24 protein-coding genes are annotated in these 26,526 nt (G+C 61.3%); all 24 read right to left on the reverse strand.

All coding sequences use genetic code 11. The features are described 5' to 3' along the window. Positions 1 to 142: 142 nt before the first annotated feature. The 24 genes from QRN42_RS13530 to argS all read right to left on the reverse strand — a co-directional run bounded on the left by QRN42_RS13530 (position 143) and on the right by argS (position 26,453). A complete protein-coding gene (locus QRN42_RS13530) occupies positions 143 to 2,596 on the reverse strand; it encodes a bifunctional lysylphosphatidylglycerol flippase/synthetase MprF (protein WP_284979676.1) in 2,454 nt (817 codons plus the stop codon). A 191-nt stretch (positions 2,597 to 2,787) separates the two neighbouring features. Continuing rightward, positions 2,788 to 3,219, reverse strand: coding sequence for a DUF2550 domain-containing protein (locus QRN42_RS13535; protein ID WP_284975357.1), 432 nt, complete (start codon positions 3,217 to 3,219; stop codon positions 2,788 to 2,790). Positions 3,220 to 3,229: 10 nt separating this feature from the next. Further along, the gene (locus tag QRN42_RS13540) at positions 3,230 to 3,514 is read right to left on the reverse strand and encodes a F0F1 ATP synthase subunit epsilon (RefSeq protein ID WP_284979677.1); all 285 of its coding nucleotides are present in this window, start codon (positions 3,512 to 3,514) and stop codon (positions 3,230 to 3,232) included. 1 nt (position 3,515) lies between these two features. Beyond that, a complete protein-coding gene (atpD, locus tag QRN42_RS13545; protein WP_284975355.1) occupies positions 3,516 to 4,967 on the reverse strand; it encodes a F0F1 ATP synthase subunit beta in 1,452 nt (483 codons plus the stop codon). A gap of 84 nt (positions 4,968 to 5,051) precedes the next feature. Next, positions 5,052 to 5,942: a F0F1 ATP synthase subunit gamma gene (locus QRN42_RS13550; protein WP_284975354.1), complete on the reverse strand. Its 891-nt coding sequence runs from the start codon at positions 5,940 to 5,942 to the stop codon at positions 5,052 to 5,054. A 76-nt stretch (positions 5,943 to 6,018) separates the two neighbouring features. Further along, positions 6,019 to 7,656 (reverse strand): F0F1 ATP synthase subunit alpha, encoded by a 1,638-nt coding sequence (gene atpA, locus QRN42_RS13555; protein WP_284975411.1) that lies wholly within the window; start codon positions 7,654 to 7,656, stop codon positions 6,019 to 6,021. A gap of 84 nt (positions 7,657 to 7,740) precedes the next feature. Beyond that, positions 7,741 to 8,568, reverse strand: coding sequence for a F0F1 ATP synthase subunit delta (locus QRN42_RS13560; RefSeq protein ID WP_284979678.1), 828 nt, complete (start codon positions 8,566 to 8,568; stop codon positions 7,741 to 7,743). Beyond that, positions 8,568 to 9,125 carry a F0F1 ATP synthase subunit B gene (locus QRN42_RS13565; protein WP_284975352.1) on the reverse strand — a complete coding sequence of 186 codons (558 nt, stop codon included), beginning with the start codon at positions 9,123 to 9,125 and terminating at the stop codon, positions 8,568 to 8,570. Before QRN42_RS13565 ends, QRN42_RS13560 begins: the two co-directional genes overlap by 1 nt. A gap of 50 nt (positions 9,126 to 9,175) precedes the next feature. Continuing rightward, the gene (gene atpE / locus QRN42_RS13570) at positions 9,176 to 9,394 is read right to left on the reverse strand and encodes an ATP synthase F0 subunit C (RefSeq protein ID WP_003804776.1); all 219 of its coding nucleotides are present in this window, start codon (positions 9,392 to 9,394) and stop codon (positions 9,176 to 9,178) included. 79 nt (positions 9,395 to 9,473) lie between these two features. Then, positions 9,474 to 10,274 carry a F0F1 ATP synthase subunit A gene (gene atpB, locus QRN42_RS13575; protein WP_284979679.1) on the reverse strand — a complete coding sequence of 267 codons (801 nt, stop codon included), beginning with the start codon at positions 10,272 to 10,274 and terminating at the stop codon, positions 9,474 to 9,476. Positions 10,275 to 10,355: 81 nt separating this feature from the next. Further along, positions 10,356 to 10,691 (reverse strand): hypothetical protein, encoded by a 336-nt coding sequence (locus QRN42_RS13580; RefSeq protein WP_284979680.1) that lies wholly within the window; start codon positions 10,689 to 10,691, stop codon positions 10,356 to 10,358. Then, entirely contained in the window at positions 10,678 to 11,169 is a 492-nt protein-coding gene (locus tag QRN42_RS13585; RefSeq protein WP_284979681.1) for a Cg1360 family ATP-synthase-associated protein, read from the reverse strand. Before QRN42_RS13585 ends, QRN42_RS13580 begins: the two co-directional genes overlap by 14 nt. A gap of 123 nt (positions 11,170 to 11,292) precedes the next feature. Continuing rightward, positions 11,293 to 12,408: an MraY family glycosyltransferase gene (locus QRN42_RS13590; protein ID WP_284979682.1), complete on the reverse strand. Its 1,116-nt coding sequence runs from the start codon at positions 12,406 to 12,408 to the stop codon at positions 11,293 to 11,295. A 303-nt stretch (positions 12,409 to 12,711) separates the two neighbouring features. After that, complete coding sequence (locus tag QRN42_RS13595) at positions 12,712 to 13,668, reverse strand: glycosyltransferase (protein WP_284979683.1); 957 nt, start codon at positions 13,666 to 13,668, stop codon at positions 12,712 to 12,714. Next, the gene (locus tag QRN42_RS13600; RefSeq protein ID WP_284979684.1) at positions 13,669 to 14,448 is read right to left on the reverse strand and encodes a WecB/TagA/CpsF family glycosyltransferase; all 780 of its coding nucleotides are present in this window, start codon (positions 14,446 to 14,448) and stop codon (positions 13,669 to 13,671) included. It lies immediately after the preceding gene. Then, positions 14,438 to 15,256: an L-threonylcarbamoyladenylate synthase gene (locus tag QRN42_RS13605; protein ID WP_284979685.1), complete on the reverse strand. Its 819-nt coding sequence runs from the start codon at positions 15,254 to 15,256 to the stop codon at positions 14,438 to 14,440. The genes QRN42_RS13600 and QRN42_RS13605 overlap by 11 nt, the downstream gene beginning before the upstream one ends. A gap of 12 nt (positions 15,257 to 15,268) precedes the next feature. Then, positions 15,269 to 16,141 (reverse strand): peptide chain release factor N(5)-glutamine methyltransferase, encoded by an 873-nt coding sequence (gene prmC / locus QRN42_RS13610; RefSeq protein WP_284979686.1) that lies wholly within the window; start codon positions 16,139 to 16,141, stop codon positions 15,269 to 15,271. Position 16,142: 1 nt separating this feature from the next. Beyond that, on the reverse strand, positions 16,143 to 17,216 hold the full coding sequence (gene prfA, locus QRN42_RS13615; RefSeq protein ID WP_284979687.1) for a peptide chain release factor 1: 1,074 nt from the start codon (positions 17,214 to 17,216) through the stop codon (positions 16,143 to 16,145). Between the two features lie 196 nt (positions 17,217 to 17,412). Further along, positions 17,413 to 19,617, reverse strand: a complete 2,205-nt coding sequence (gene rho, locus QRN42_RS13620; protein WP_284979688.1) for a transcription termination factor Rho — start codon at positions 19,615 to 19,617, stop codon at positions 17,413 to 17,415. 305 nt (positions 19,618 to 19,922) lie between these two features. Continuing rightward, positions 19,923 to 20,897, reverse strand: coding sequence for a homoserine kinase (gene thrB / locus QRN42_RS13625; protein ID WP_284979689.1), 975 nt, complete (start codon positions 20,895 to 20,897; stop codon positions 19,923 to 19,925). A 2-nt stretch (positions 20,898 to 20,899) separates the two neighbouring features. Continuing rightward, positions 20,900 to 22,003 (reverse strand): threonine synthase, encoded by a 1,104-nt coding sequence (gene thrC, locus QRN42_RS13630; protein WP_284979690.1) that lies wholly within the window; start codon positions 22,001 to 22,003, stop codon positions 20,900 to 20,902. Continuing rightward, complete coding sequence (locus QRN42_RS13635) at positions 22,004 to 23,320, reverse strand: homoserine dehydrogenase (protein WP_284979691.1); 1,317 nt, start codon at positions 23,318 to 23,320, stop codon at positions 22,004 to 22,006. It lies immediately after the preceding gene. Beyond that, the gene (lysA, locus tag QRN42_RS13640) at positions 23,313 to 24,785 is read right to left on the reverse strand and encodes a diaminopimelate decarboxylase (protein WP_284979692.1); all 1,473 of its coding nucleotides are present in this window, start codon (positions 24,783 to 24,785) and stop codon (positions 23,313 to 23,315) included. Before lysA ends, QRN42_RS13635 begins: the two co-directional genes overlap by 8 nt. Positions 24,786 to 24,788: 3 nt before the next feature. Beyond that, entirely contained in the window at positions 24,789 to 26,453 is a 1,665-nt protein-coding gene (argS, locus tag QRN42_RS13645) for an arginine--tRNA ligase (protein ID WP_284979693.1), read from the reverse strand. Positions 26,454 to 26,526 lie beyond the last annotated feature (73 nt).

Genomic DNA, 26,526 nt, shown 5'->3' on the forward strand with positions numbered 1-26,526 from the left:
GATTTCTGCACCCGCAGACTTTGGTAACTCATTGGCCCCGGTAAACTCCGGGGCCAATGCGTTTAATCCCGCCACCTGAATCGGATAGCAACCGCCATGCGTGTCGAATTAGAATTAAGCAACGCGAATAAACGTTGAGATTTCAACCAACCAAGGTTCGCAGCAACCGGGCTGAATGCCGGACCGACAATCCAGGAAGATAAGCCCGGCTGAGGGCCCGCCCCACGGCCGGGAGATCCAAAGGGTCCTGATAATACATGTACAAGGTCCGATACTCCGGTTGGAACCGTGATTTAAACGAGGCAAGGGACCTGAATCCATAAACGGGTTCCAACGCTTGTCCCACCACCTCCAATATTCCAGGCAACCCCTCTGCCTGTTCAATGTCGTTCTTCTCCGGCGTCAGGGGCGAGCCTGACAACGAGATTACTTCCACCGTTTCCCGCAGATGAAGCACTGCCGAAGCGATCATGAACTCCATGACTCCTGGAAAGGCACCACTGCGACGCCGCATGAAGTCCAAGGTCCAACTGACCACCCTGCCGTTTTCGAAGACGGGCAACCAACTTGTCACCCCATAAACACGGCCAGAGGCGTCCACCGCGACGCAACACAGAACATCAGGGTCTTCGAGCTCGTCGAGGCCGCCCAGCGTAAAGCCCATTTCAGGGATGCGCTTCGTCGCGGCCCACTCTTCCGAAACCTCGCTCACCTGTGCCCTGATGCCGTGCGGGAAGTCTGCGTACGCGCCCCATACAGCTTCGATCCCCATCTTGGCTGCGCGGTTCAGGGCAGTCCGCACGTTCTGCCACTCTTTGCCTCGAAAGACGAGTTCCCGAACACGCAACCGAGTTTCCTGGGCCACAGCCACCCGGCGGAATCCCCTGGCCTCCAACGCGGGCCATAGCTCCTCGGTACATGAGTACAGGCACGGTATCAGCGCCCGACGCGTGCAATCCTCCATGAATCCGTCCACGGTAGCCTGCTGCTGTTCACGCGATCCAAACGGTCCAGCCAAGGTAAGAGCCACATGGCCGTGCTGCTGATACGCCACTCCCCCGGTACCTTCGGGGTTGAACCAATATTTATTCGGAGCCCAAAGCGCCATCCAGGAGAGCGAATCGCCGCCAACCTTGACCAAGGCGCGCGCACGCTCCCTGCCGTGGTGATCCATAGCTCCCGCGGGATGACGCCGAACCAGGAGCACCCAGACCCCTATCAAGGCCACCAGCCAGAAAACTGTCCCCGAATAGGAGAAAAGGAAGACTTCAAGGGCATCACGGTCTGCGAATACCTTTCGATACGCTGCCGGCAACGGGACCGGCAGGTACTGCCTGGCAAGTTCAGCCGCTAAACCCAACAGACCGCCGTCGCGCGCCATTCCCCCGGAGGCAAGCCAAACATCGGCATAAGCCAAGATGAGGATGCCGCCTGTCATGCCAACCAGCCAGAAGACCCGGCGTCGTAAGCGGGAGGAAGACTCCACCCTGAAATGGCCACGATAGGCAAACAGCAAGGAGGCGAGTACCAACGGAACAAGAACCACCGGCATCAGGTGCACGATGGCGGTGTCCATCGCGCCCACGCGAGGACGTCCTTGGGACAGGGCTATGCCTGCAAACAGACCGAGGTACGTCGCAGATAGTGCCACCACCAACAGTTGCACGCCGATCGCGATGCCCAGCGCCATCCGCCGGCCGCGACGCATGCCGTCAGCACAGATAAGAAGCAGTACTACCGGTACCACTGCCAGGGCGAGGCCGAAAGGACCGGGGTGGCCTTGCCGTGCTATTTCGAGGCAGGCTACATCGATCGTGCCGCCGCAATTGCCCTCCACTTGGCTCAAGGTGGGCAGCGGGTTGAGAATCACATCCCGCAGGAGGGCCAACGGCCCGGATGGACTGCTCGCCGCCGCAGCCACCAAGGGACCGACGGCGAAAATCGCCGTGACGAGAGAGAGCAGATTCCGGACCTCCCGGCCAGTGGAACGCCGCAACTGAAGACTCCCCCGGCTGCTCTGGGTCCATAGCCCGGCAATTAGGCCTATAAGGGCGCCAATAAGACCCATGACCGTCTCCGCATGGCCAACATAGAGGACCAAGAGAATGGACAGGGCCAGGACCGCGGTACGCAAGCGGCGTTGCCACAGGGTCGAGAAGAGGCCACTGGCAGCAAGAGTGGTCGCGAGGATAGCCCCATAAGGCCCGATAAGCGCTGTGTCGGCCATTCGCGACAGCCAACCATCATCGGCGTAAACCGCCACCTGGGTGATCATCAGGAAAGCGGATACGCAGGCGAATTGGCTACCTAAGAAGATGGCCGCGGTCTTCAACGCACCGAAACGGCGTTCAGCGAGACTTAGCAGGAACAGGATCATCAAGATCGACGTGACATAGGCCAAGGGATTCGTCGTGAAAAACAACGACGTCCAAATGGCCCACCACTGCCCGGCCTTCAGGCCCTCCAGCGTTGCGCCGGCGAACGGCAACCATGACTCAGGGGGACCTGCAAAGAAGGTGCCCGCTGCCAGGGACACTGATACGAACACCACCAGCACGAGCAAGGTGAAAGGCGATTTCCGCAGATGGCGGCCCATCCGGAACCATGCCGGCCGGATGAGGCTCCTGAAAGCCAAGCTCACCGTCCCGACCCCACGTCAGATGGAGCGTGAGACGACGAAATCCACCTCGGGACAGCATGCGGAAGGTGGATGCTAAAGGGTGCGATTCTCTTCTCCAAGCACATGGTATTTCCAATCCCTGGCCGGAGCCCCGCTCGAAAACAATGCTATCGCCAGGTTCCAACCCCGATGACGGGTCCGGCTTCCAACCACGAGGACAGTCCGGCGTAAGCATCAAAATTCATGGCCAACATGAACTTGTTGCCTTCGTACTGAAGCTCCACGATCACGACGTCGGGCTGGACTTTGACGAGTTCGTCTTCCGTTGGTTTACGGCGGCCAAGGAGTTCAAGTGAACTGCGTTTGAACCTGTGCTTCGGAATCACGCTCAGCGACATCAGGCGAAACCACTCAAGTTCACTGTCCTGATAACGACAAACCCCCATCTGCCAACTGTTACCAGCTGTGCAAATGGAGGCATCGACCGTGCCCAGGGCACGCCGCAAATTGAAGCGGCGCACCCCGAAAAGGCACAGTGTAAAAATCAGCAACGTAAACGCCGTCGCCAAGGCGATGAACGGAATGAGGGAATCGTCCATCAAGGTCTTGCTATCGGATCCCCGCTGTAGCCGCTTCGCCCAGTTGGGCGTTGTCAGCGACAATGACCACACGGTTGTTGTCAACGGAGAAGAATCCACCGTCCACGACTACCGCAATTCGGTCACCGGAAACCGGCTGGATTGCCAGCTCGCCAGCGGCCATGATGGCCAAGAGCGGCGAGTGGCCCGGCAGGATTCCGATTTCACCATCGCTGGTGCGGGCCTTTACCATCTTGGCCGCGCCAGACCACACGAAGTGGTCTGCTGCAACAATCTCAACCTCGAGCTCGGCCATACTACTTGGTCTGTTCCTGGATCTTGGCCCAGTTACGCTCAACGTCATCCAGGCCACCGACGTTGAAGAACGCCTGCTCTGCGATGTGGTCGAGTTCGCCGTCGCAGATTGCCGTGAAGCCTTCGACGGTGTCCTTGATGGATACCGTGGAGCCCTCGACGCCGGTGAACTGCTTGGCGGTGTAGGTGTTCTGGGACAGGAACTGCTGGATGCGACGAGCGCGGGATACGACGATCTTGTCCTCTTCAGACAGTTCATCGACACCGAGGATGGCGATGATGTCCTGGAGTTCCTTGTTCTTCTGCAGGATCTGCTTCACACGGACGGCCGTGTTGTAGTGATCCTTACCGATGTACTGGGGGTCCAAGATACGCGAGGTGGACGTCAGCGGGTCAACGGCCGGGTACAAACCACGGGAAGCGATTTCACGGGAAAGTTCCGTGGTCGCGTCCAGGTGTGCGAAGGTCGTGGCCGGTGCCGGGTCCGTGTAGTCATCTGCGGGCACGTAAATGGCCTGCATTGACGTGATGGAGTGGCCCTTGGTAGACGTGATGCGCTCCTGGAGAAGACCCATCTCATCCGCAAGGTTCGGCTGGTAGCCCACTGCGGACGGCATACGGCCGAGCAGAGTGGAAACTTCCGAACCGGCCTGCGTGAAGCGGAAGATGTTGTCGATGAAGAGCAGTACGTCCTGGTTCTGCACATCGCGGAAGTACTCCGCCATGGTCAGCGCCGAAAGCGCAACGCGCAGGCGCGTTCCCGGCGGCTCATCCATCTGGCCGAAGACAAGCGCGGTGTCCTTGAGAACACCTGCCTCTTCCATTTCAACCCAGAGGTCGTTGCCTTCACGGGTACGCTCGCCAACACCGGCGAATACCGAAGTACCACCGAAGTTACGGGCAACACGGGTGATCATTTCCTGGATCAGAACGGTCTTGCCAACGCCGGCGCCACCGAACAGACCGATCTTGCCACCCTTGATGTAGGGGGTGAGAAGGTCGATGACCTTGATGCCGGTCTCGAGCATCTCCGTGGAGCCCTCGAGGGAGGCAAAAGCCGGAGCCTTGCGGTGGATCGGCCAGTAGGCGTCAGCCTTGATCTCGGACTCTTCGACGTCCAGCGGCTTGCCGAGAACGTTGAAGATGTGGCCCTTGACGCCGTCGCCAACGGGCACGGAGATCGGAGCACCGGTGTCCTGCACGGTGGTCCCGCGGACGAGTCCGTCGGTGGCCTGCAGGGAGATAGCGCGAACAAGGTTGTCACCCAGGTGCTGGGAGGTCTCGAACGTGATGGTCTTGGTCTGGCCGTTGAGGGTGATCTCGGTGGTCAGAGCGTTATAAATCGAGGGGATTGCGTCAGCCGGGAATTCGACGTCGACAACCGGACCAATAACACGGGCAATGCGGCCGGTGGCACCGGCCGTTGCTACGTGTTCGGTAGCAGTGGCAGTCATCTCTCTCACTTCACTCAGTAGATGGCGTGGGGTTAAGTTTATCTGTTTGGTGCAGGTGCGGCTTCGAACCGAATCCGCGGCTGGCTAGGACGCTAGGGCGTCGGCGCCGGCAACGATTTCGGAAAGCTCCTGCGTAATCTCGGCTTGTCGGGCCGTGTTGCGAAGACGCGTGTACTTCTTGATCAAATCGGTAGCGTTGTCACCGGCGGACTTCATGGCACGCTGGCGGGCTGCGAGCTCGGAAGCCGCCGCCTGCAGCATTGCCGCGAAGATGCGGGATTCGATGTAACGCGGAAGCAGGGCATCGAGAACCTGCTCCGTTTCCGGTTCAAATTCGTACAACGGCAGCAAATCGGTCTCCGAGGGTGCTTCCTCTTCAACGACCTCAAGCGGAAGAAGACGGATGACCGTCGGCTCCTGCGTCACCATGGACTTGAAGCGGGTGTATACGACGTGGATCTCGTCCACGCCACCCTCTTCAAAGTCAGTGGAGAAGTCTTCCAGAAGAGCGGCTCCGACTTCCCTGGCTGTAGCGAATTCCGGAGCATCCGTGCCACCGGTCCACACACGTGTGTAGGACCGGCCACGGAAATCGAAATATGCCTGGGCCTTGCGGCCAACCAGGTATGCCTTGACTTCCTTGCCCTCTGCGTGAAGTAGCTCCGTCAAACCTTCGGCCTGCTTGAGCACACTTGCCGAGTAGGATCCTGCAAGGCCACGGTCCGAGGTGATGATGAGGACTGCGGCCCGGCGGATCTGCTCCGGCTCAGTGGTCAGGGGGTGGTCGACTTCGCTCTGAGTTGCGACAGCAGAAACGGCGCGGGTAATCGCGTTCGCGTAGGGCAGTGAAGCTGCTACGCGGGCGCGGGCCTTACCAATGCGCGAGGTAGCGATCAGTTCCATCGCCTTGAAGATCTTGCGCATCGACGTCGTCGAGCTGATCTTCTGACGGTAGACCCGAATCTGGGCTCCCATACTTTTCCTTTCCTAAGTTCCCGATATGCCGCCCCGCCGAAGCCCTCTCGGACTCCGGCGGGGCAGCCAATCGAAACTAGCGCTTCTGCTTGACGATCTTTTCCTGGTCGACGTCGCCGCCGGAGATCGCTGCGTGCTCTTCATGGCCGGCGCCAACCAAGTGGTCGTCACCCTGCCCGAAGAAGCCCTTCTTGAAGGCAACAATTGCCTGCTTCAAAGCTGCAGCGGTGTCGTCATCCAGGACGTTGGTCTGTGCCAGCGTGGTCAGGATGGAGGACTGGTGCTTCAGGTGCTCGAGGAACTCGGACTCAAAGCGGTTGATGTCTTCAACCGGAATGTCATCCAAGTAACCGTTCGTGCCGGCCCAGATGGAAACAACCTGGTTCTCGACAGGGAACGGCGAGTACTGCCCCTGCTTGAGCAGTTCCATCAGACGCGCACCGCGGGTGAGCTGCTGACGGGAAGCAGCATCGAGGTCCGAGGCGAACATCGCGAATGCCTGCATGTCGCGGTACTGTGCCAGGTCCAGCTTCAAGGTACCGGAGACCTTCTTCATGGACTTGACCTGTGCAGCGCCACCAACGCGGGATACCGAGACACCAACGTCAACAGCAGGGCGCTGGTTGGCGTTGAAGAGGTCCGACTGCAGGAAGATCTGGCCATCGGTGATGGAGATCACGTTGGTCGGAATGTAGGCGGAAACGTCGTTTGCCTTGGTTTCGACAATCGGAAGACCGGTCATCGAACCTGCGCCAAGCTCGTCGGAGAGCTTTGCACAACGCTCAAGAAGGCGGGAGTGCAAGTAGAAGACGTCACCCGGGTAGGCTTCGCGTCCCGGCGGACGGCGCAGCAAGAGCGACACGGCGCGGTAAGCCTCGGCCTGCTTGGACAGGTCATCGAAGATCACCAAAACGTGCTTGCCGCCGTACATCCAGTGCTGGCCAATGGCCGAACCTGCGTACGGTGCCAAGTACTTGAAGCCCGCGGGGTCAGATGCCGGTGATGCCACGATCGTGGTGTATTCCAGCGCGCCGTGGTCCTCAAGGGTCTGGCGGACGGCCGCGATGGTGGAAGCCTTCTGGCCAACACCAACGTAGACGCAGCGAACCTGCTTGGTCACATCTCCCGAAGCCCAGTTGGCCTTCTGGTTGATGATCGTGTCCACGGCAATGGCGGTCTTACCCGTCTGGCGGTCACCGATGATCAACTGACGCTGGCCGCGGCCGATCGGGATCATGGCGTCGATGGCCTTCAGCCCGGTCTGCATCGGCTCGTGAACAGACTTGCGCTCAGTGACGCCGGGAGCCTGTAGTTCGAGGGCACGCGTGCCTTCGGCTTTGATCTCGCCAAGGTCATCGATCGGCTGGCCCAAGGGGTCAACGACACGACCGAGGAAGGCATCGCCTACCGGCACGGACAGGATCTCACCGGTGCGGTGAACTTCCTGGCCTTCTTCAATCCCGGTGAAGTCACCGAGGATAATGACACCGATCTCGCGGACGTCAAGGTTCTGGGCGAGGCCCAGCGTGCCATCTTCGAAGCGAAGGAGCTCGTTCGCCATGACCGAGGGAAGTCCCTCAACACGGGCGATGCCATCACTTGCGGCGGTCACACGACCAACCTCTACGCGCTCAGCGTTTCCGGGTTCGTAGGACGCCGCGAACTCGTTCAACGCATTACGGACGTCGTCGGCGTTGATGGTCAATTCGGCCATCTGCAGTCCCTGCTCTCCTGTTTTCGTGATCATCGTTGCTCACGATGACCGGGTTTTATATCAGTTAAGTTGTGCTTGCCTTGACTAGCCAGCGAGCTGACGGCGGAGTTCACCCAGACGGGCAACAACCGAAGCATCAAGTACTTCGTCACCCACCTGGACACGTACCCCACCAATCAGGGCAGGGTCAACATTGACGTTGACCTTGAGCTCACGGCCGTAAAGTGCGTTCAGCCCGGCATGCAGGCGGCTGGCCTGCGCATCCGTCAACGGACGGGTGACGCTGACGGTTGCGATCCAGCGCTGCTGACGCTTGGCTGCAAGCTTGGCAAAAGACTCGACGAGCTTGCTCGGCTTGACACCTCGCGGCTGGGTTACGGCCTGTTCGATGAGAACCTTAGCTTCCTCGCTGATGCCGGGGACGAGGTTCTCCACCAGCGCAACCTTGGCTGCGGCCGATGCTTGCGGCTCAGACAGAGCACGTTGTACTTCGTGGCTGGAGGCGACGATCTGGTTGAAGGCAAACAGATCGTTTTCCAGCTCTTCCAGCCCCGTGATACCGGAGGCAGAAACAGCCGACTTGTTTTCAGCTACCGCGATGACAACCGTGGCGGCAAGAGTCTCGAGTGCATCGCCGATATCACGGGCCGATGCCCAGCGTGAGCTGGCCAATCCGCCTGCAATTTCAGCAGCATCAGCGGAGACTTTCCCGCCAACGAGCTGCTTGACCAGCGCCGACTTCTCGTCTCCGCTACGGGAGGGGTCAGTCAAAGCGCGGCGCAAGCCAGCCGAGCTGTCCACCGTACCCAGGATGCCGAAGAGGTCCTTAGCCAACTGCAGCGAGGCAAAAGGAAGCTTCGCTTCCAACTGCGCCAGGGCTGTGGTCAGCGATCCGCTCGATATACCTGCCATTACTTAGCTGCACCTGCGTTCTGGGTCTCCAGATCTGCCAGGAAACGGTCAACAACCCGTGCAGCCCGCTCGTCATCGGTAAGTGCTTCACCGACGATCCTGCCAGCCAACGTGGTGGCAAGCGTGCCGACTTCGGAGCGGAGCGAGACAACAGCTGCCTGGCGCTCCGATTCGATGGCGGCGTGCGCCTGCTCCGTGATGCGGGCAGACTCTGCAGCGGCCTTCGCCTTCAGGTCCGCGAGGATCTGCGCACCTTCGGCGCGAGCTTCTTCGCGGATGCGGTTGGCTTCGGCGCGGGCATCGGTGAGCTGCTGCTTGTACTCTTCGAGAGCTGCCGATGCTTCGGCCTGTGCCTGCTCAGCCTTGGCAATGCCACCTTCGATCGCTTCGGCGCGCTCTGCGTAGGTCTTTTCGAACATCGGGACAACAAACTTGACCACGATGTACAGAAGGACTGCAAAGCCGACGAGGACGACGCCCATTTCCCAGACGTTGGGAACGAGCGGGTTAGTCGCCGCGGTGTCGGTGGTGGCGGCTGAGATGATTTGCTGCTTCATATTTCACCCGTCCTATCTACTCGTGTGTGGAATTCGCTTGGTTCTTCGGTTTACTTGAGAACGAAAGCGAAGACCAGGCCGAGGATGGCGAGGGCTTCAGTCAGTGCAAGGCCGAGGAACGCGATCGGCTGGAGCACGCGCTGGGCTTCCGGCTGACGTGCAACACCGTTGATGTACGCGGCGAACACGAGACCCACACCGATACCACCGCCGATGGCCGAGAGACCGTAGCCGATGAGGTTGAGGGAGCCGTTGATGGAGCCTTCCATTTTTTCTTCCTTTCAAGATGCCGCCCGTGCGGCAGGTTGTTTGGGTTGCTTCATCCCCGCAAGGGGAAGTTTTCGGAGCCTAGTGGCTATCGGCGTGCAGGGCGCCTTCGATGTAGATCGCGGTCAACAACGTGAACACGTATGCCTGCAGGGCCATGATCAACGCCTCGAGCATGTACATGGCAATTGCGCCCACCAAGACCAGGACCGAGGCGCCCTTGAGAAGGACGTTCTCCTGCATCACCAGGAATTCGATGCCGGATCCGGCGAGCATGACGATAAGGTGGCCGGCCAGCATGGTGGCGAACAGACGAAGGCTGTGGGTGACCGGGCGGACCAGGAAGTTGGAGATGATTTCGATCGGTACGACGATCAGCAGGATGTACCACGGGATACCCGAGGGAACCGTTGCGAGCTTGAAGTACCTCAAGCCGTTCTTCCTGACACCGATGGCGATCCACGTGATGAAGACGATGCCGGCAAGGACGTAGGCGCCGCCAACGTGCGAGAAGCTGGGGAGCTGGAGCACCGGGATTGCGCCGTAGATGTTGTTCACCAAGATGAAGAAGAACAAGCTGAACAGCAGCGGGACGTACTTAATGAAGTCCTTACCGCCAATAATGTCCTTGGCGATGCTGTTGCGGACGAAGCCATAAGCCATTTCGCCTGCGAACTGCAGCTTGCCGGGAACCAGCTGCCGCTTACGAGCGGCGAGGATGAAGAATGTAGCGATAATGACGACCGAAAGAATCACCAGCAGCATCTGCTTGGAGAAACCGTCGTGCGCACCCCAAGGCAGGATTGCCGGCAGGTGCAGTTCGTCGATTCCGGGTGGGGTGAATGACCCCGAATCCTGGGCGGGGAGCGCAAGCGCGATCAACGCGTTTCCTCTCTGCTGTGTCCATCATTGGGCATTGGTTGAAATCCGGTCGCGTTCAACGCATCCAAACTCCGTGTTAAATTATTTGGCATCACTGTCCCCGTCCGTAGGCGGACCGCCGTCTGCGTTGCTCTCGCCAGTTGGGGATCTATGACTGGTGAGGCCGTGCATATGGGAAAGATAGAACCCTCCTGCGGCTCCCAGCAGAGCGCCGAGGAGCACAATCCAGCGGGTCCCCCACAGATTATCCAAACCCCAGCCTATCAAACTCCAGACAATGATCCCGCCAACGATGTAGCTGAAGACGGCGATGCCGGCGTTGTATCCGCCGTCGTTTCTGTCCTCAAAGACCTCGTGCGGGTTGATCCCGCCGGAGGAATCGCCAGAGGCGCCGGAACCAGGCTTACGCGGTGTCATCGCGACCGCCCTTCGGGCTTGGAGGATCATTGAATATCTGCAGCCGGGCTTTGCTGAAACCGTAGATTTCCGCCGCTTGCCAGAAAACCACCGAAACCACGGCTCCGATGAGGAACCATCGGCCATGCAGCCAAGAGGGTGCTCCGATGGCGAAGAGGACCACGGCGAATCCGATGACCTTCACGAAGTAGGTTGCAACAAATAAGCCGACGGCACCGGAAGGATTGCTTCGGCCGACGAAGTGCCCGATCAACAGGCTGATGGCGAAGAACGCCATGACCAGGGCAGCACCAAAAGCAACCGAAAGGGCTCCCAGCCCGCCATTGATGAACCCTGCGATCACGCAGGTGATGGCGGTGGCCACCAAGGCCGCTCCGGCGCTGAGTACCAAGAGACGGAGCCACAACGAGGACGTCTCCCCAACGGGTCCAAGACGACGTCTTCCGGACGGGCGTCCGGTTCCGGCGTTGGATGTCATGGGGATACCAATCGTCGTGACACATGTGCAGGCGCATATGACAAGTTCTCAAAGGGGATACGGGCGAGTGACTGTCCGCTCCCCAAATTCTACATGAGATAGAACTGTGCTGAAAACGGACCGTTAACTACTTCCCGGCCATTTGGAATTCCGGGTGAAGTACGGCCATGCGGTGACGGCGGCCATGACCAAGGTTGCCGCGGCGACCATGGTGATGACGATTTGCCAAGGGAAGACCGCGAAGGCGACCCCACCGAATGCCAGGATGCAGGTCCAGACATAAAGCATGACGACGGCGGTGCGGTGCGAGTAGCCGAGGTCAACCAGCTTGTGATGGAGGTGCCCCCGGTCCGCCGACCACGGAGATTGTCCGCGCGCCGTCCTTCGGATGACCGCCATGCCCAAGTCCAGCAGGGGAAGTGACAAAACGGCGAAGGGCAGCAGAATGGGGACAACCGTGGGTATGCCGTTGGCTCGATCGTAAAGTCCAGAGCCGATTTGGCCCGTTGCCACTACGCCGGCTGAGGCCATGAGCAATCCGATCAGCATGGCCCCGGAGTCCCCCATGAAGATTTTGGCCGGATACCAATTGTGGGGAAGGAACCCGAGGCAGCTACCCACCAGAATGGCCATGAGGAGGGTGGCCAGATCTGAATTGTCCGTGGATGGATTGTTCCGGTGCACCCAGTAGGCCGTCAGGAAGAAGGCACCTCCGCCGATGGTGGCCACCCCCGCCGCTAACCCATCAAGGCCATCAATGAAGTTCACGGCGTTCATGGTGGTAACAATCAATCCGGCCGTAAGGACGATCTCCACGACGTCGGAGTTCAGGACTATGGGTTCCGGGATGAACGGCACTACGGACATCCGGACGCCCCAGATAGCCACAATCAGCGCTGCGGCGGCCTGGCCCATCAGCTTGATCCACCAACGGATGTCCAGGATGTCATCGGCCACACCCACTGCAACGATCACGAGCGCCCCGATGAGTATCCCCCAGGGGCCGCCATTGTGACGGAAGATGTCTTTCACGAAGAACGAATTGCTGGCAACCACCAGGGCCACGAAGAAGCCGGCGAAGATACCGAGGCCGCCGAGCTTGGAGATAAGGACCGAGTGCATGTCCCGGCTGCGGATAGGCCGGTAAAGCCGGAGTTTGTTTCCCAGCACGCGAGCCCCCCACGTCCCTGCATAGGCAACCAAGGCAGCTGTCAAGGCCATCAGCAGGTACATGATCATGTGGCGGCTCCCAAGAACTGCCCGTTGACCAAACCAGAAACCTGGAGGTGCCGTTGGTATCGGCGTGATGCGTGGTTGCCTTCTCGATGCGGGCAGCTCAAGGTGGGGAATTCTGTCTGTCGATAAATGGAACTACTCCGTCGCCATGCCTGCACCGGCTGTGCCGAATGTTGCGGGATTACTGTGGTCTCTAGTCACGATACTAATGCCAACCGCCGTTACCGACCCGTGACGCAGCCGGGTGGCGGAGTCTGTTTTCTTGTCCTCGGACCCACCTTGCCGGGGGTCGTTTGCAGCAGGAAGCTAGCGTGATGCCTCTTGGACATCCCGCAAGGCGTAAATTCCTTGCAACACCTGGGCATTGCTGCGGGGGGCCTTCAGGCTGTGTCGCAAGCCCTTGAACAGTCCGTCCAGCAACAGCTTTTTGTTGGGCGACGCGGCGATGGTCCTTGCCCAGTTCCTTAAGGAGGCGCCGGTGAAAAGTACCTTTTCCCAGGGTGCCAATGCTTGCGAGCGAGTGTAGACCCACAGCTTGTTCCGGACTTCATAGTAGAAGCGGGAACCCGGGTCCGCTCCTGCGTCGCCAAAAACCTTGGTGTGATGGTTGGCGATGGACGCCGCGGTGGTCAGCGCGGATCCTCTCCGGGAAATCCTGGCCGTGTACTCGAGATCGTCATTCCAGATAAAGTAATCGGCGATCGGTAGCCCATGCCGCCGAATCTCCCCGGCCCGGATGAGCACCGACACAAACGACGCGCTGCGGATTTGGGTGGCCCCGAGCCGCGCGGCTGCGCTCCGGGCATCCTCGCGGGCGCCCATGCGTGGCCGCATCCGGTTCATGGGGTGGTCGCGGCCGTCGGTCCAGACCACGCGGCTGGCAATGAAGGCCGGAGCCTCGCCGGTTTCCTGCTCGTAGGCAAGCGAAACTTCCAGGGCTTCACTCAGCGCGGCGGGTTGGGGCTCGGTGTCATCGTCCATGATCCACACGTGGTCCGCCCCGTGGTCCAGGACGGCCCGTTCCATCCCCACCACAAAGCCTCCGGCACCCCCCACGTTTGCGGTCAACGTGACCACATCCATCACGAGGGGTCCCTGGTAGGTCCGGAGGAAGTCCGCCGTCCCGTCCGTTGAGGCGTTGTCGACAACGATGACGACCTCGGGCACCGCGGTTCCGGCGGCAATCCCGTTCAGCGTGGTTTCGAGGAGTTCTCGCCGGTTATAGGTCACCACAACAGCAACCACCACGGGTTTGGACGTCATCTATTTGCCTTCAGTCAGGGATGGTCGGAGATGGCGGCGGAGGAGCAAGGCGGCCAACTTCCAGGGTTCAACGAAAACTCGATAGGCGACTCGGCCCGGGTGGAGCGCAAGCCGCCATGCCCATTCAAGGCCAAGGCGTCCGAGCCATCGCGGGGCAAGTTTCTGGACCCCGGCTACCTGCTCGACGGCGCCGCCGACCGTGCAGTAAACGCTTGGGGGCAGGTCGTTAAGCCTTCGGTGCAAGACGTTTTCCTGCAACGGCATGCCCAGACCCAGCAGGACCAACTGTGGTCGGAAAGCTATCAGCCACTGGACCACAGCCTCCTCCAAGGACGCATCCCAGCCTTCACCGGGCATTCCCTCCACCGCCGCTGCGGGGATGATCGAGCGCAACCGGGCTACTGCCGTCGTATTGGCTTGGCGACCGGCGCCCACTATTGCCACACGTTGAAGTCCCGGTACCCTTCCAAGCTCCGGAATCCAGTCCATGGAGCCCAACCTGTAAGCCATGGCCTCGGCGCCGATCCGTTGGGGGCGATGGGAAAGCCCCCACAGTATGGCCACAGGCGCCCCATCCGGAAGGATGATCGACGCTTCGCGGTACAGCGCGCGCACGTCATCCCGGGAGTGGAACAGCGTAATGCTATGAAGATTGTGGCCGAGCACGGTCGCTGTGGTCCCCCCGGCTATCAAGCCACCCAATGCGTCCATCAATTCATTGACGCGCACTGGAGTGACGTCGACGTCGAGGACGGGGACGCTTTGTCGCTCAGGAATCATCCGGCTTTACTTCGCCATTGGCGGCCACAGGATCCGAACCATGAACCGGACCTTCGACGTCGGGTCCCGCGACGTCCTGGCCGGGTAGTTCCTCGACTGGCGGTTCCTGGGTTGGCGCCTCACCGACTGGTGCCTCTTGGCCCACTGCCTCACCGAAACCGAGAATCGAAGGGACGATCTCGCGGAGCCGTTCCAATTCGATGGCGCCCTGGCGGACAACCCTGAAAGGGGTGGACGTAGCGTCGACGATGGTCGACGGCACTGCGGCCGTCCCTTCGATCGGCCGGAAGCCGCCCTCGAGATAAACCTCCACGGACTCGGCGAGTTGAAGGCGCGCCTCCGCGGCGGTTTGTGCCGGTTCCTGGCCGGTGCGATTGGCGGAGGAGACGGCCAAGGGGCCGGTCATCCCGAGAAGGTCCAGGGCGATAGGGTCATCAGGCATCCGCAGGGCGACGGTGCCCTTGGTTTCGCCCAAATCCCAGTCCAACGAGGGCTGTGCGTGGAGGATCAGGGTCAGGCCCCCGGGCCACAACGCCTGCGCAAGCGCCCTGGCATCGGCCGGCACTTCGGTGGCCAGGCCATCAAGTGCGTTGATGCGCGGTATCAGCACCGGAGGGGGCATTTGGCGGCTCCTGCCCTTGGAGGCCAGCAACAATGTCACGGCCGTCGGCGAGAAGGCGTCAGCGGCAATGCCGTACACGGTGTCCGTAGGGATCACGATGCACTTCTTTTCACTGATGGCGCGCTTGGCGTGTTGGAGCCCCTCAGCGCGCTGGTCATCGGAAGTGCAGTTGTAAGTAATTGTCACAGCGCTATTCTTTCATTCATCCGGAACAGTCCCGGCCAGCAGCGCGCTGGTTGCGCGTTCCTTGCCGTTCAGGTCGAGGTGCGTGGTGACGTTGGACCAACGTCCGGTGCGTTTGAGCATCGTGGCGATCCACGCCGCTTGGACTTCAGCGTGTTCCATGACGAAGTAACCACCGGATTTCAGTAACCTTGCCGCTGAAGCGGCGGCCGCCGTCGGAAGTTCCATGCCATCCGCTCCCCCACCGTACAGTGCCTCCGGTGGATCGTGCAGCGCAACTTCGGGTTCTGTGGGTATCGCTTCTGCCGGGATGTAGGGCGGGTTGGATACGACGACGTCGAAAGTTCCGTTGTGTTCAGGGAGGGCATCCCGGAGATCGCCCTGGATAAGGGTTACTCCGAGGGGTTCCAGGTTCCGCATGGCCCACGCGTGTGCGAACGGGCTGTATTCGACGGCGTGTACCTCAGCGCCCGGTACCTCCTGCGCGATCGAACCGGCTATGGCACCGGATCCTGTGCCCAGGTCCACCACTTTAGGATGGGCCATCCCCGCAACGTGGTCGATCACCAACTGGACCACCGATTCGGTTTCGGGCCGGGGAACGAAGACACCTGGACCCACGCGCAGCTCAAGATGACGGAAATATGCGACGCCGGTGATGTGCTGCAAGGGGACCCGCTCGGCACGCTCGGAAACCAGTTCCGCGTATCCTTCGGGAGCGGGTGAGTCCCCAAGGAGCATCGCACGGAGGCGCCCGAGGCCAACGCCCAGCAGGTGGTCGGCCAACAGTTCGGCATCGACCCGCGGGCTGGGAACGCCGGCGTCGGCCAAGATGTCCGTAGCCTCGCGAACGGCATCCGCGAGGCTTTGTCCTTGGTGGAACGCCATGCTATTCGCCGATGGCGTCCAGGCGGGCCTGCTCATCAGCCTCGATGGCCGACTGAATGACTGGTTCCAAGTCGCCGTTCATCACCGCATCAAGGTTGTACGCCTTGTAGCCGGTACGGTGGTCCGCGATCCGGTTTTCCGGGAAGTTGTAGGTCCGGATCCGCTCCGACCGGTCCATGGTGCGGATCTGCGACTTGCGCTGTTCAGAGTTGGCGGCATCGATCTGCTCCTGCTGGTGGGCAAGGAGACGGGCGCGGAGGACGCGCATGCCGGCTTCGCGGTTCTGGAGCTGCGATTTTTCGTTCTGCATGGCCACCACGATGCCCGTGGGCAGGTGGGTGATGCGGACGGCGGAGTCAGTGGTGTTCACGGACTGACCGCCAGGCCCTGATGAACGGTAGACGTCAATTTTGAGGTCGTTCTGGTTGATCTCAAGTTCTTCGGGTTCATCCACTTCAGGAAGTACCAGCACACCGGCGGCGGAGGTATGGATGCGGCCCTGGGACTCTGTGACGGGCACCCGCTGAACGCGGTGTACCCCGCCTTCAAATTTCAACCGGGCGAAAACGCCCTGGGCGGGATCGTTCGAGTTGCCCTTGATGGCAACAGCGACGTCTTTGTAGCCACCAAGGTCGGACTCGGTGGCCGAGATCAGTTCGGTCTTCCAGCCGCGCGATTCCGCGTAGCGCATGTACATGCGGAGGAGATCGCCGGCGAACAAAGCGGCCTCATCTCCACCTTCGCCACCCTTTACTTCAAGGATCACGTTGCGGGCATCGTCCGGGTCACGCGGAATCAGCAGGCGACGGAGCTTCTCCTGGGCTTTGGGAATCAGTTCCTCGAGTTGCGCCACCTCAGCGGCGAACTCGGCATCCTCGTCAGCCATTTCCCTTGCAGCTTCAAGATCGTCATTGAGCCCGCGCCATTTGTTATACGCTTCCACGATCCCCTGAAGCTGGGCAGACCGACGCCCCAACTTACGGGCCGCGGACTGATCGGCATAAACAGCAGGATCACTCAACTGCGCCTGAATGGCAGCGTGCTCATCAAGCAATCCCTGTACGGACTCAAACATTTTCAAACCTCTTTCGACTTCTACAAGTCTAATAACTGCATCGTGGGCTCACGTGCAGCCCATCCGGCGGGGCCTACGTGCGCGGTATGACCTCACGTGGTGTCGGGTCAAGGATTCCGTTAAACAAAGACCGCTCAAAATATGCCGGCCCGCCGTAGGGGGCGGGTCCGGCATATTTTGAGCGGTTAGAGCACAGCTATTTGTCGTTGTCCGACTTCGCTCCGAGCGTCGTCTTCTGAACCTGCATGAGGAACTCGACGTTGCTCTGGGTCTCCCGGATCTTGTTGGTCAGCAGCTCAAGGCTCTGCTGCTGCTCCAGGCCCGAAAGGACGCGGCGAAGCTTCCACATGATCTTGACCTCTTCAGGCGAGAGCAGGTTCTCTTCGCGCCGGGTACCCGACGCGTTGACGTCCACGGCAGGGAAGATGCGCTTGTCTGCCAGCTGGCGGGACAGGCGAAGCTCCATGTTGCCGGTGCCCTTGAACTCTTCGAAGATGACCTCATCCATCTTGGAGCCGGTCTCAACGAGAGCAGTTGCCAGGATGGTGAGCGAGCCACCGTTTTCGATGTTGCGGGCTGCACCGAAGAAGCGCTTGGGCGGGTACAGCGCTGCGGAATCCACACCGCCTGACAGGATGCGGCCCGAGGCCGGTGCTGCCAGGTTGTAGGCACGACCCAAGCGGGTCATGGAGTCCAGGAGGACAACAACATCCATGCCCATTTCCACGAGTCGCTTGGCGCGTTCGATGGAAAGCTCGGCAACCGTGGTGTGGTCGTCAGCAGGGCGGTCGAAGGTGGAGGCAATGACCTCACCCTTGACGGTGCGCTGCATGTCCGTGACTTCTTCGGGGCGTTCGTCAACCAGCACCATCATGAGGTGGACCTCAGGGTTGTTGGTGGTGATTGCGTTCGCGATGGACTGCAGGATGAGCGTCTTGCCAGCCTTCGGCGGGGAGACGATCAGGCCACGCTGGCCCTTGCCGATCGGTGCCACGAGGTCGATGACACGCGGGCCGATCTTCTTGGGGTCCGTTTCGAGGCGCAGGCGCTCGGACGGGTACAGCGGGACGAGCTTCGCGAACTCAACACGATCCTTGAGCTCTTCCGGCGTCTTGCCGTTGACCGAGGTGACCCGGACGAGGGCGTTGAACTTCTGGCGTGCGGACTGCTGGCTGCGGTCCTCACCATCACGCGGAGCACGGATGGCTCCGACGACGGCGTCACCCTTGCGGAGGTTGTACTTCTTGACCTGAGCCAAGGAAACGTAGACGTCGTTGGCGCCCGGGAGGTAGCCGGAAGTGCGGATAAACGCGTAGTTTTCCAAGACGTCCAGAATGCCCGCTACGGGGAGCAGGACGTCGTCATCGGTGACCTCGACGTCGTCGACGTCCGGTCCCTGTGCGCGGCCGCGACGACGCTCGTTGCGGTCGCGGAAACGGTCACTTCGAGTGTTTCCGTCACGGTTGTCCTGACCGCCACGACGGTCGCTCCGGTCATTCTGGTCGTTACGGTCCCGGCGATTCCTCCGGTTGCGACGGTTGCCGGTTTCTTCAACCTCGGCAGTGTCTTCGCGGCGTCCACGGGAGTTATCCCGGCGGTCACGCTGCTGCTCGCCGGATTCGGTCTGCTCACGCTGCTCGGTACGATCTGCACGCTGTTCGCGCTGCTCGGTGCGGTCTGCGCGCTGCTCGCTACGGTCCGCACGCTGCTCACTACGGTCCGCACGCTGCTCACGCTGCTCGGTACGGTCCGCACGCTGCTCGGTTCGGTCTGCGCGTTGCTCGGTTCGGTCTGCGCGCTGCTCCGCGACCGGTGCTTCCGCACTCTCAGCAGGAGCCGTAGCGACCTCGCCACGTCGGCGGTTGCGGGTTCGCGGCTGACGACGCTCCGTACCAGCCTCGCTTGCCTCTGCAACAGCAGGGGCGTCAACAGCAGGAGTCTCCGCAGCAGCAGGTGCGACTGCAGCAGCGGCTTCGGCGGCAGCTACCACGCCATCGCTTGTAGCGCGACGGCTGCGGCCACGGCCACGTCCACGAGGTGCCTCCGCCGTTGCGCCGTCCTTGGCAAGATCCGCGGATGTGGCAACCTGCGCGGAGCCAATGGTGTCGTCGGCCTTCTTAGCCTCCACGGCGGGAGCTTCCTTGGCAACGCTTGAGGCCTTGGCTGCCTTGGCTGGCGCCTTAGCGCTCGGGGTACCTGCGCGATGGGCCGAAATCGCCGTCACCAGGTCTCCCTTGCGCATCCGCGAGCCCCCGGAGATGCCCAGTTGGCTGGCGAGAGCCTGGAGTTGGGCGAGTTTAAGGCCCGCAAGCCCGCTGCTCTTGGTGGCTGCTGCTGAAGACGATTCAGCAACAGAAGATGTTGTGTCCACAGCTGAAGCCAGCTCAGTGGTTTCTGTCACGAAGGATCCTTCCCCCTCGACGGCGTCCAGAACGAGAGCCGGACGCGATGATTTGTTCTGGGCTGCAGTTCAGATCTGCAACCGGTGATGTGGCCGTGCCTGAAGGATTTTGGCCAACAGGGCCGGATAATGATCGCCTTCACTGGCTCCGGTGACCCGGACAGCCGACTGAACTTCAGGAAACAGAGAGATTTCTGCGGCACCTGAGACAGGCCGGAAAGAGACGGCACCGCCAGACGTTGGCACAGTAGACGAAAGGTACGGCGAATCCGCCGAGATCCAAAATCAGGGAACTGCCCGCGGCTTTACCGCCGGTGCACTCCCACTCTAGCACCTTCAATGTCTACTGCCAGCGTCATCACGCGCCAAGTAACTCCGGGAGTGTCGCCCGCCGTGAACGCTTCAATGAACTCAACCACCCCGGATGCTTCGTTCCCGCCATTAGCCAGGACCAAAACGGTCGGTCCTGCACCGGAGACCACTGCAGCGTAACCGGCGGAACGAAGGGCTCCGATGAGCTCGGCGCTGGGGCGCATCGCCTCCGCCCGGTAGCTTTGGTGCAAGTAGTCCTCCGTACCAGGCAGCAGTAGCTCCGGCCTGGCGGTCAAGGCATGGATCAACAGCGCGGCCCTGCCTGAGTTCATGGCGGCAGCATGGTGTCCGACCGATGCCGGCAGGAGTCCCCGGGCTGTTTCGGTAGACAGTTCGTAGTCAGGGACTGCAACCACCGGCACAATTGAGGAAACGACGTCCGCCCGTGTGCTGCTGTACTGCTCGCTGTCCTGCCACGACAGCGCCAGTCCGCCGAAAATGGCCGGTGCGACGTTGTCCGGATGGCCCTCGATTTCGCTGGTCAGTTGCAAGATCCAGTCCCGGTCCCGCTGCGCCTCCACGGGTACCAAAGCATTAGCCACAGTAACCGCCGCTACAACAGCGGACGCCGAGGAACCCAGGCCGCGACCGTGGGGCGTCACGTTGTCGGCGGTAATGCGGAGGCCGTCCTGCCGAAAGCCCAGCCGATCGAGAGCGAGATCAATGGCACGAACCACCAAATGGCTGGCGTCGCGTGGGAGCGTATCGGCACCCTCACCGGAGAGTTCGAACTCGAGTTCTCCGGTGCTGAGTGTTTCCACGGTCAGGGTGTCGTAAATGGACAAGGCCAAGCCGAGGCTGTCGTAGCCGGGGCCCAGGTTGGCACTCGTACCGGGGACCGTGACGGTCAGCCGCTGGCCTGGCGCGACGAGTGCACGACCAGTCGCGGTGGGCTGCGTTGATTCCACTCTTAGTTTTCTTCCAGTCCCAGTTCCGCTGCAACGGTGACGACGTCGTTGGGTACCTTGACCGGCTGGACGTCACTGCCGCCTTCGGTCCGGAGTGCCCACTGGGGGTCCTTAAGTCCGTGGCCCGTGACAGTGATGACGATGGTTTTACCGGACGGAACATCACCGGCAGCGTGCTTCTTAATCAATCCGGCCACGCCCGCGGCGGAACCGGGCTCCACGAACACGCCCTCCTTGGCGGACAGCCACCTGTGGGCGTCAAGAATCTCCTCATCGGTGACGGCTTCGATCAACCCACCGGACTCATCACGTGCGGCAACGGCTGTGTCCCACGACGCAGGGTTACCGATCCGGATTGCTGTGGCAATGGTGTCCGGATCCGTGATGGGGTGGCCCGCTACGAAGGGAGCGGCACCTGCAGCCTGGAAGCCCCACATGATCGGAGTCTTGGTGGCGACGGCGGGAAGTGTTCCGTTGGGAGTCTCGAAGGGAGCCGCGTACTCTTTGTAACCCTTCCAGTAGGCGCTGATGTTTCCTGCGTTACCGACCGGCAAGACATGGATGTCCGGTGCGTCACCCAAGGTGTCGACAACCTCGAAGGCGCCAGTCTTCTGGCCCTGGATACGAGCAGGGTTAACCGAGTTAACCAGGAATACGGGATAGGCCTCACCGAGCTTGCGGGCGATGTCCAGGCAGTTGTCGAAGTTGCCGTCGACCTGCAGCAGCGTGGCACCGTGGGCGATCGCCTGGCTGAGCTTGCCCATGGAGATCTTGCCCTCCGGAACCAGCACGGCGCACTTAAGGCCTGCCGCAGTGGCATAGGCAGCTGCGGACGCTGAGGTGTTGCCCGTTGACGCGCAGACAACTGCCTTTGCGCCGGCTTCGACAGCAGCCGTCATGGCCATGGTCATCCCACGGTCCTTGAAGGAACCCGTGGGATTCATGCCTTCAACCTTGAGGTAGACCTCGGAGCCGGTCAGCTCGGAGAGTTTCAGGGCGTGCACCAGTGGTGTTCCGCCCTCCCCGAGGGTGATGACCTTCGTAGCTTCGGTCACGGGCAAACGATCGGCGTATTCGCGGATGACTCCGCGCCATTGGTGAGCCACTTAGACTCCTTCTACCCGCAGTACGGATGTTACAGAATTGATGACGTCCAGACCCTTCACGGCCTCAACGGTCGCTGCGAGTGCAGCTTCGGATGCTCGGTGCGTGACGATTTTCAGCTCAGCCGACTCCACTTTCGAGTTGGTGTCGCGGTGGATCGTTTGGCGCATGATTTCGATGGAGACACCGTGCTCCGCAAATATTTGGGTGATCCGTGCCAGCACACCTGCCTGGTCAGCAACGTCCAGGCCGATGTAGTAGCTGGTGGTGGAAGCATCGATCGGGAGCGCCGGAACATGGCCGGTGGTCGTTTCCGTGCGGCCCGGGCCACCCAGAACCAAGCGGCGCGCAGCGGAGACGAGGTCTCCCAGCACTGCCGATGCAGTGGGAGTGCCTCCTGCGCCCTGGCCGTAGAACATCAACTCGCCCGCGTTTTCCGCTTCGATGAAGACAGCATTGAAGGCACCGCGGACGGCGGCGAGCGGGTGCTCGCGTGGAAGCAGCGTGGGGTGCACCCGCACCGAGATCCCGTTGGCGTCTCCGGCACTGCTGATCTTTTCGGCGATGGCCAGCAGCTTAATGACGAACCCTGCGTCCTTGGCAGCGGCGATGTCCTCGGCGCTGACCTTGGTGATGCCCTCGCAGTACACGTCATCCAGCGAGAACCGGGTGTGGAAGGAAAGTGCCGCCAGAATCGCGGCCTTTGCGGCGGCGTCGTGACCCTCAATGTCTGCGGTGGGGTCGGCTTCGGCGTAACCCAGGCGCTGCGCCTCGGCGAGGGCGTCAGCGAACTGGGCGCCAGTGGTGTCCATCTGATCAAGGATGAAGTTGGTGGTGCCGTTGACGATGCCCAAGACGCGGGTGATGCGGTCCCCGGAGAGGCTGTCGCGGATCGGGCGCAGGATCGGAATGGCCCCGGCGACCGCGGCTTCGTAGGACAGCTGGACCCCTGCTTTGTCCGCCTCTTCGTAGAGGGTGGGCCCGTCTTGGGCAAGGAGGGCCTTGTTGCCGGTGACCACGCATGCGCCGTTTTGGATGGCCGTCAGGATCAGCGAACGCGCGGGCTCAATGCCGCCCATCAACTCGATGACCAGATCTGCGTCCTTGACCAAGGTGTCGGCGTCGGTGGTGAACAGTTCACGCGGCAGTTCGACATCCCGCGGCGCATCCACAGTGCGGACGGCGATGCCGGTCAGTTCCAGGCGCGCGCCGCTACGGGCAGCCAGGGCCTCGGCGTCGTCAATCAGAATCCGTGCGACCTGGGCCCCAACGTTGCCACAGCCCAGCAGGGCCACCTTCAAGGTTCGCACTTCAGACATTCGCCACTCCCATGTCGCGGTTCAAGAGATCTTCTTCGGTTTCCCCGCGGACAATCAACCGGGCGGCTCCGTCGCGTACAGCGACAACGCCAGGCCGGGCCAGGTAGTTGTAATTGCTGGAGAGGGCCCAGCAGTAGGCGCCGGTACCCGGTACTGCGAGCAAATCACCGGCTGCCACATCCGCGGGCAGATATACATCTCTAACAACTATGTCGCCGCTCTCGCAATGTTTGCCCACTACTCGGGACAAGTGGGGAGCTGCAGTCGAGGTGCGTGAAGCCAGAATGGCCGAATAATCCGCGTCGTAAAGCACCGGACGGGCGTTATCGCTCATGCCGCCGTCCACCGACACATAGCGGCGGGGATACGTAACGTTCTCCGGACCGGCGCCCGACCCGGGAGCATCCACGCGGACCGTTTTGAGCGTCCCCACTTCGTACAGCGTGAAGGTGGAGCTGCCAACGATTGCCCGGCCCGGTTCGATGGAAATACGGGGCGCCGTGATGCCAAGTCCGGCACACGTCGAACGGACGACGGCGGCCATCGCCTCAGCGATCTCGGCGGCAGGCCGGGGTGTGTCCACGGGTGTATAGGCAATGCCGTATCCCCCGCCGAGATCGAGCTCGGGAAGCGTGATGGAATACTTCGCCTGCATGGCGGCAAGGAAACCTAAGAGCTTTTCCGCTGCAAGGGCGAAGCCATCAGGCTCGAAGATCTGTGAACCAATGTGGCAATGCAGTCCCAAGAGCTCCACGCTCGCATAGGAGGTGGCGGCAGCTACAGCTTCCTCGGCTGCCGACAAGCCTGCTTGATCCGTGGAGTCCCCTGCCATGGAAAGGCCAAACTTCTGGTCCTCATGGGCCGTGGCGATGAACTCATGGGTGTGCGCATGGACGCCCGGTGTCAGGCGCAACATGACCTTGGCCGTTTCTCCGCGGCCGGAAGCGATTTTGGCCACGCGTTCGAGTTCGTCGAGGCTGTCCACAACGATCCGGCCAAGCTTCATGTCCAAAGCGCGGTTGATCTCAGCGTCGGACTTGTTGTTGCCGTGCAGGCCGAGGTTGGGCCCGTCGATCCCCGCGCGCGCAGCAACGGCCAGTTCCCCGCCGGAGCAGGTGTCCAGGCGAAGCCCTTCCTCCCGCACCCAGCTGGCAACTGCCGTACAGAGGAAGGATTTACCGGCGTAATAGACGTCCACTCCCCCGCAGATGTCCGCAAAGGCGGCATCAAAGGCTTCCTTGAACGCCTTGGCGCGGGACCGGAAATCCGTTTCGCTCATGACGAAGAGCGGGGTGCCGAATTGTTCCTTGAGATCCTTCACCGCGATCCCGTGGACCGTTAGTTCACCGTCGTCGTTCCTGCCCACGCCCTCAGCCCACAGGGGCGACTGAAGTGCATTGAGATCTTCGGGGACGGCAAGCCATTCGGGCGCGAGCGGCGAAGGCTGCGCAGCGTCTGTGTTCATGGCCTACATCCGTTCCGGCGCCGAAACGCCCAGCAGTTCGAGTCCGTTGGCAAGCACTTGGCTGGTGGCATCGTTCAACCACAAACGCGTACGGTTGACGTCCTGGACCGGCTCGTCCCCCAGTGGTGAAACCCGGCAGGCATCGTACCAGCGGTGATACGCACCGGCGATGACTTCCAGGTGCCGGGCCACTCGATGGGGTTCCCGCAACTCGGCCGCCTTGGCGATGATGGAGGGGTAGCTACCGAGATAGGACAGCAACTCATTCTCCGTGGGGTGGTCCAGCAAGGAAGCATCGAAGACATCGATTCCGTCAACTGTCCGGTGCACACCCGCCTCGGCTGCATTCCGCGCTGTGCCCCGTGAACGGGCGTGGGCGTACTGGACGTAAAACACCGGGTTCTCGTTGCTGTTCTTTTTCAACAGTTCCGGGTCAAGCGTCAACGGCGAATCGGCCGGGAAGCGCGCCAACGAGTAGCGCACCGCATCCTTGCCAAGCCAGGAAATGAGGTCCTTGAGTTCGATGATGTTGCCCGCGCGCTTGGAGAGCTTGGCGCCATTGACGGATACCAACTGGCCGATCAGGACCTCGATGTTGACCTCGGGGTCATCCCCTGCACAGGCCGCGATGGCCTTGAGGCGGTTAATGTACCCATGGTGGTCTGCTCCGAGCAGATAGATCTTCTCGGTGAAGCCACGGTCCTTTTTGGACAGGTAATACGCAGCGTCCGCAGCGAAGTACGTGGGCTCTCCGTTGGCCCGGATCATGACGCGATCCTTGTCGTCGCCAAAGTCGGTGGTCCGCAGCCATACGGCCCCACCGTCATCGAACACATGGCCTTGTTCGCGAAGGCGCGCGACGGCCGATTCGATCGCACCGGCGTCGTGCAGTTCTTTTTCCGAAAAGAAGACGTCGAACTCAACGCCAAACTCCGCAAGCGTGGTCTTGATGTCCGCCATCTGTGCCTCGTAGGCCGCGGCGCGGATAACCGGCAACGCGGCCTCGTCCGTCAACTCCCGAATACCGGGGTGGGCCTTGAGGACCTCGTCTCCGAGTTCGCGAATGTATTCGCCGGGATAGCCGCCTTCCGGAACCCCACGCCCGTGAAGGCGGGACAGCACCGAGTTGGCGAATACGTTCATTTGCGAGCCGGCGTCGTTGATGTAGTACTCGGCAGTGACGTCCGCCCCCGACGCCCGCAGGACACGGGCAATAGCATCGCCCAAGGCAGCCCAGCGCGTGTGTCCAATGTGCAGCGGACCGGTGGGGTTGGCCGAAACGAACTCCATGTTGACCACGCGGCCTGCGAGCGCCTGGTTGGTGCCGTAGCTCGCTCCAGCTTCCACAATGGCCTTGGCGAGGGCGCCCGCGGCGGCCGCGTCAACGGTGATGTTCAGGAATCCCGGACCTGCGATGTCAACGCGTGTGACACCGGGAATGGCTTGCAGGTGGTTGCTGAGGATGCCTGCGAACTCCCGGGGACTCATTCCGGCCTGCTTGGCCAGTTGCAACGCGATGTTGGTGGCCCAGTCCCCGTGCTCCCTGTTCTTGGGTCGCTCCACGCGCACGGCATCCGGCACGGCAGTTTCCGTCAAGGCGATGTCGCCGGCGGCGATGGCGTCCTTTAGGCAGGCGGATATGGCAGCAGAGAGTTCTTCGGGAGTCACGCATCTAGCCTACCGGGGGCCCACAGAGACGCGGAATTGATGCTCGTTTATGTGGAAAAATTGATCAGGGGCT

It is taken from the genome of Arthrobacter sp. fls2-241-R2A-200, from assembly GCF_030209745.1.
GTDB lineage: Bacteria > Actinomycetota > Actinomycetes > Actinomycetales > Micrococcaceae > Arthrobacter.

Coding starts and splice junctions, on each gene's coding strand:
- QRN42_RS13540 (WP_284979677.1), bottom strand. CDS start 3,514: ATGGCCGAGCTCGAGGTTGAGATTGTTGCAGCAGACCACTTCGTGTGG.
- QRN42_RS13560 (WP_284979678.1), bottom strand. CDS start 8,568: ATGGCAGGTATATCGAGCGGATCGCTGACCACAGCCCTGGCGCAGTTG.
- prmC (WP_284979686.1), bottom strand. CDS start 16,141: ATGGCGTTCCACCAAGGACAAAGCCTCGCGGATGCCGTTCGCGAGGCT.
- QRN42_RS13530 (WP_284979676.1), bottom strand. CDS start 2,596: ATGGGCCGCCATCTGCGGAAATCGCCTTTCACCTTGCTCGTGCTGGTG.
- QRN42_RS13595 (WP_284979683.1), bottom strand. CDS start 13,668: ATGACGTCCAAACCCGTGGTGGTTGCTGTTGTGGTGACCTATAACCGG.
- QRN42_RS13600 (WP_284979684.1), bottom strand. CDS start 14,448: ATGATTCCTGAGCGACAAAGCGTCCCCGTCCTCGACGTCGACGTCACT.
- QRN42_RS13550 (WP_284975354.1), bottom strand. CDS start 5,942: ATGGGAGCCCAGATTCGGGTCTACCGTCAGAAGATCAGCTCGACGACG.
- atpE (WP_003804776.1), bottom strand. CDS start 9,394: ATGGAAGGCTCCATCAACGGCTCCCTCAACCTCATCGGCTACGGTCTC.
- QRN42_RS13535 (WP_284975357.1), bottom strand. CDS start 3,219: ATGGACGATTCCCTCATTCCGTTCATCGCCTTGGCGACGGCGTTTACG.
- QRN42_RS13580 (WP_284979680.1), bottom strand. CDS start 10,691: ATGACACCGCGTAAGCCTGGTTCCGGCGCCTCTGGCGATTCCTCCGGC.
- QRN42_RS13565 (WP_284975352.1), bottom strand. CDS start 9,125: ATGAAGCAGCAAATCATCTCAGCCGCCACCACCGACACCGCGGCGACT.
- QRN42_RS13585 (WP_284979681.1), bottom strand. CDS start 11,169: ATGACATCCAACGCCGGAACCGGACGCCCGTCCGGAAGACGTCGTCTT.
- prfA (WP_284979687.1), bottom strand. CDS start 17,216: ATGTTTGAGTCCGTACAGGGATTGCTTGATGAGCACGCTGCCATTCAG.
- atpD (WP_284975355.1), bottom strand. CDS start 4,967: ATGACTGCCACTGCTACCGAACACGTAGCAACGGCCGGTGCCACCGGC.
- lysA (WP_284979692.1), bottom strand. CDS start 24,785: ATGAACACAGACGCTGCGCAGCCTTCGCCGCTCGCGCCCGAATGGCTT.
- QRN42_RS13590 (WP_284979682.1), bottom strand. CDS start 12,408: ATGATCATGTACCTGCTGATGGCCTTGACAGCTGCCTTGGTTGCCTAT.
- QRN42_RS13635 (WP_284979691.1), bottom strand. CDS start 23,320: ATGTCTGAAGTGCGAACCTTGAAGGTGGCCCTGCTGGGCTGTGGCAAC.
- atpA (WP_284975411.1), bottom strand. CDS start 7,656: ATGGCCGAATTGACCATCAACGCCGACGACGTCCGTAATGCGTTGAAC.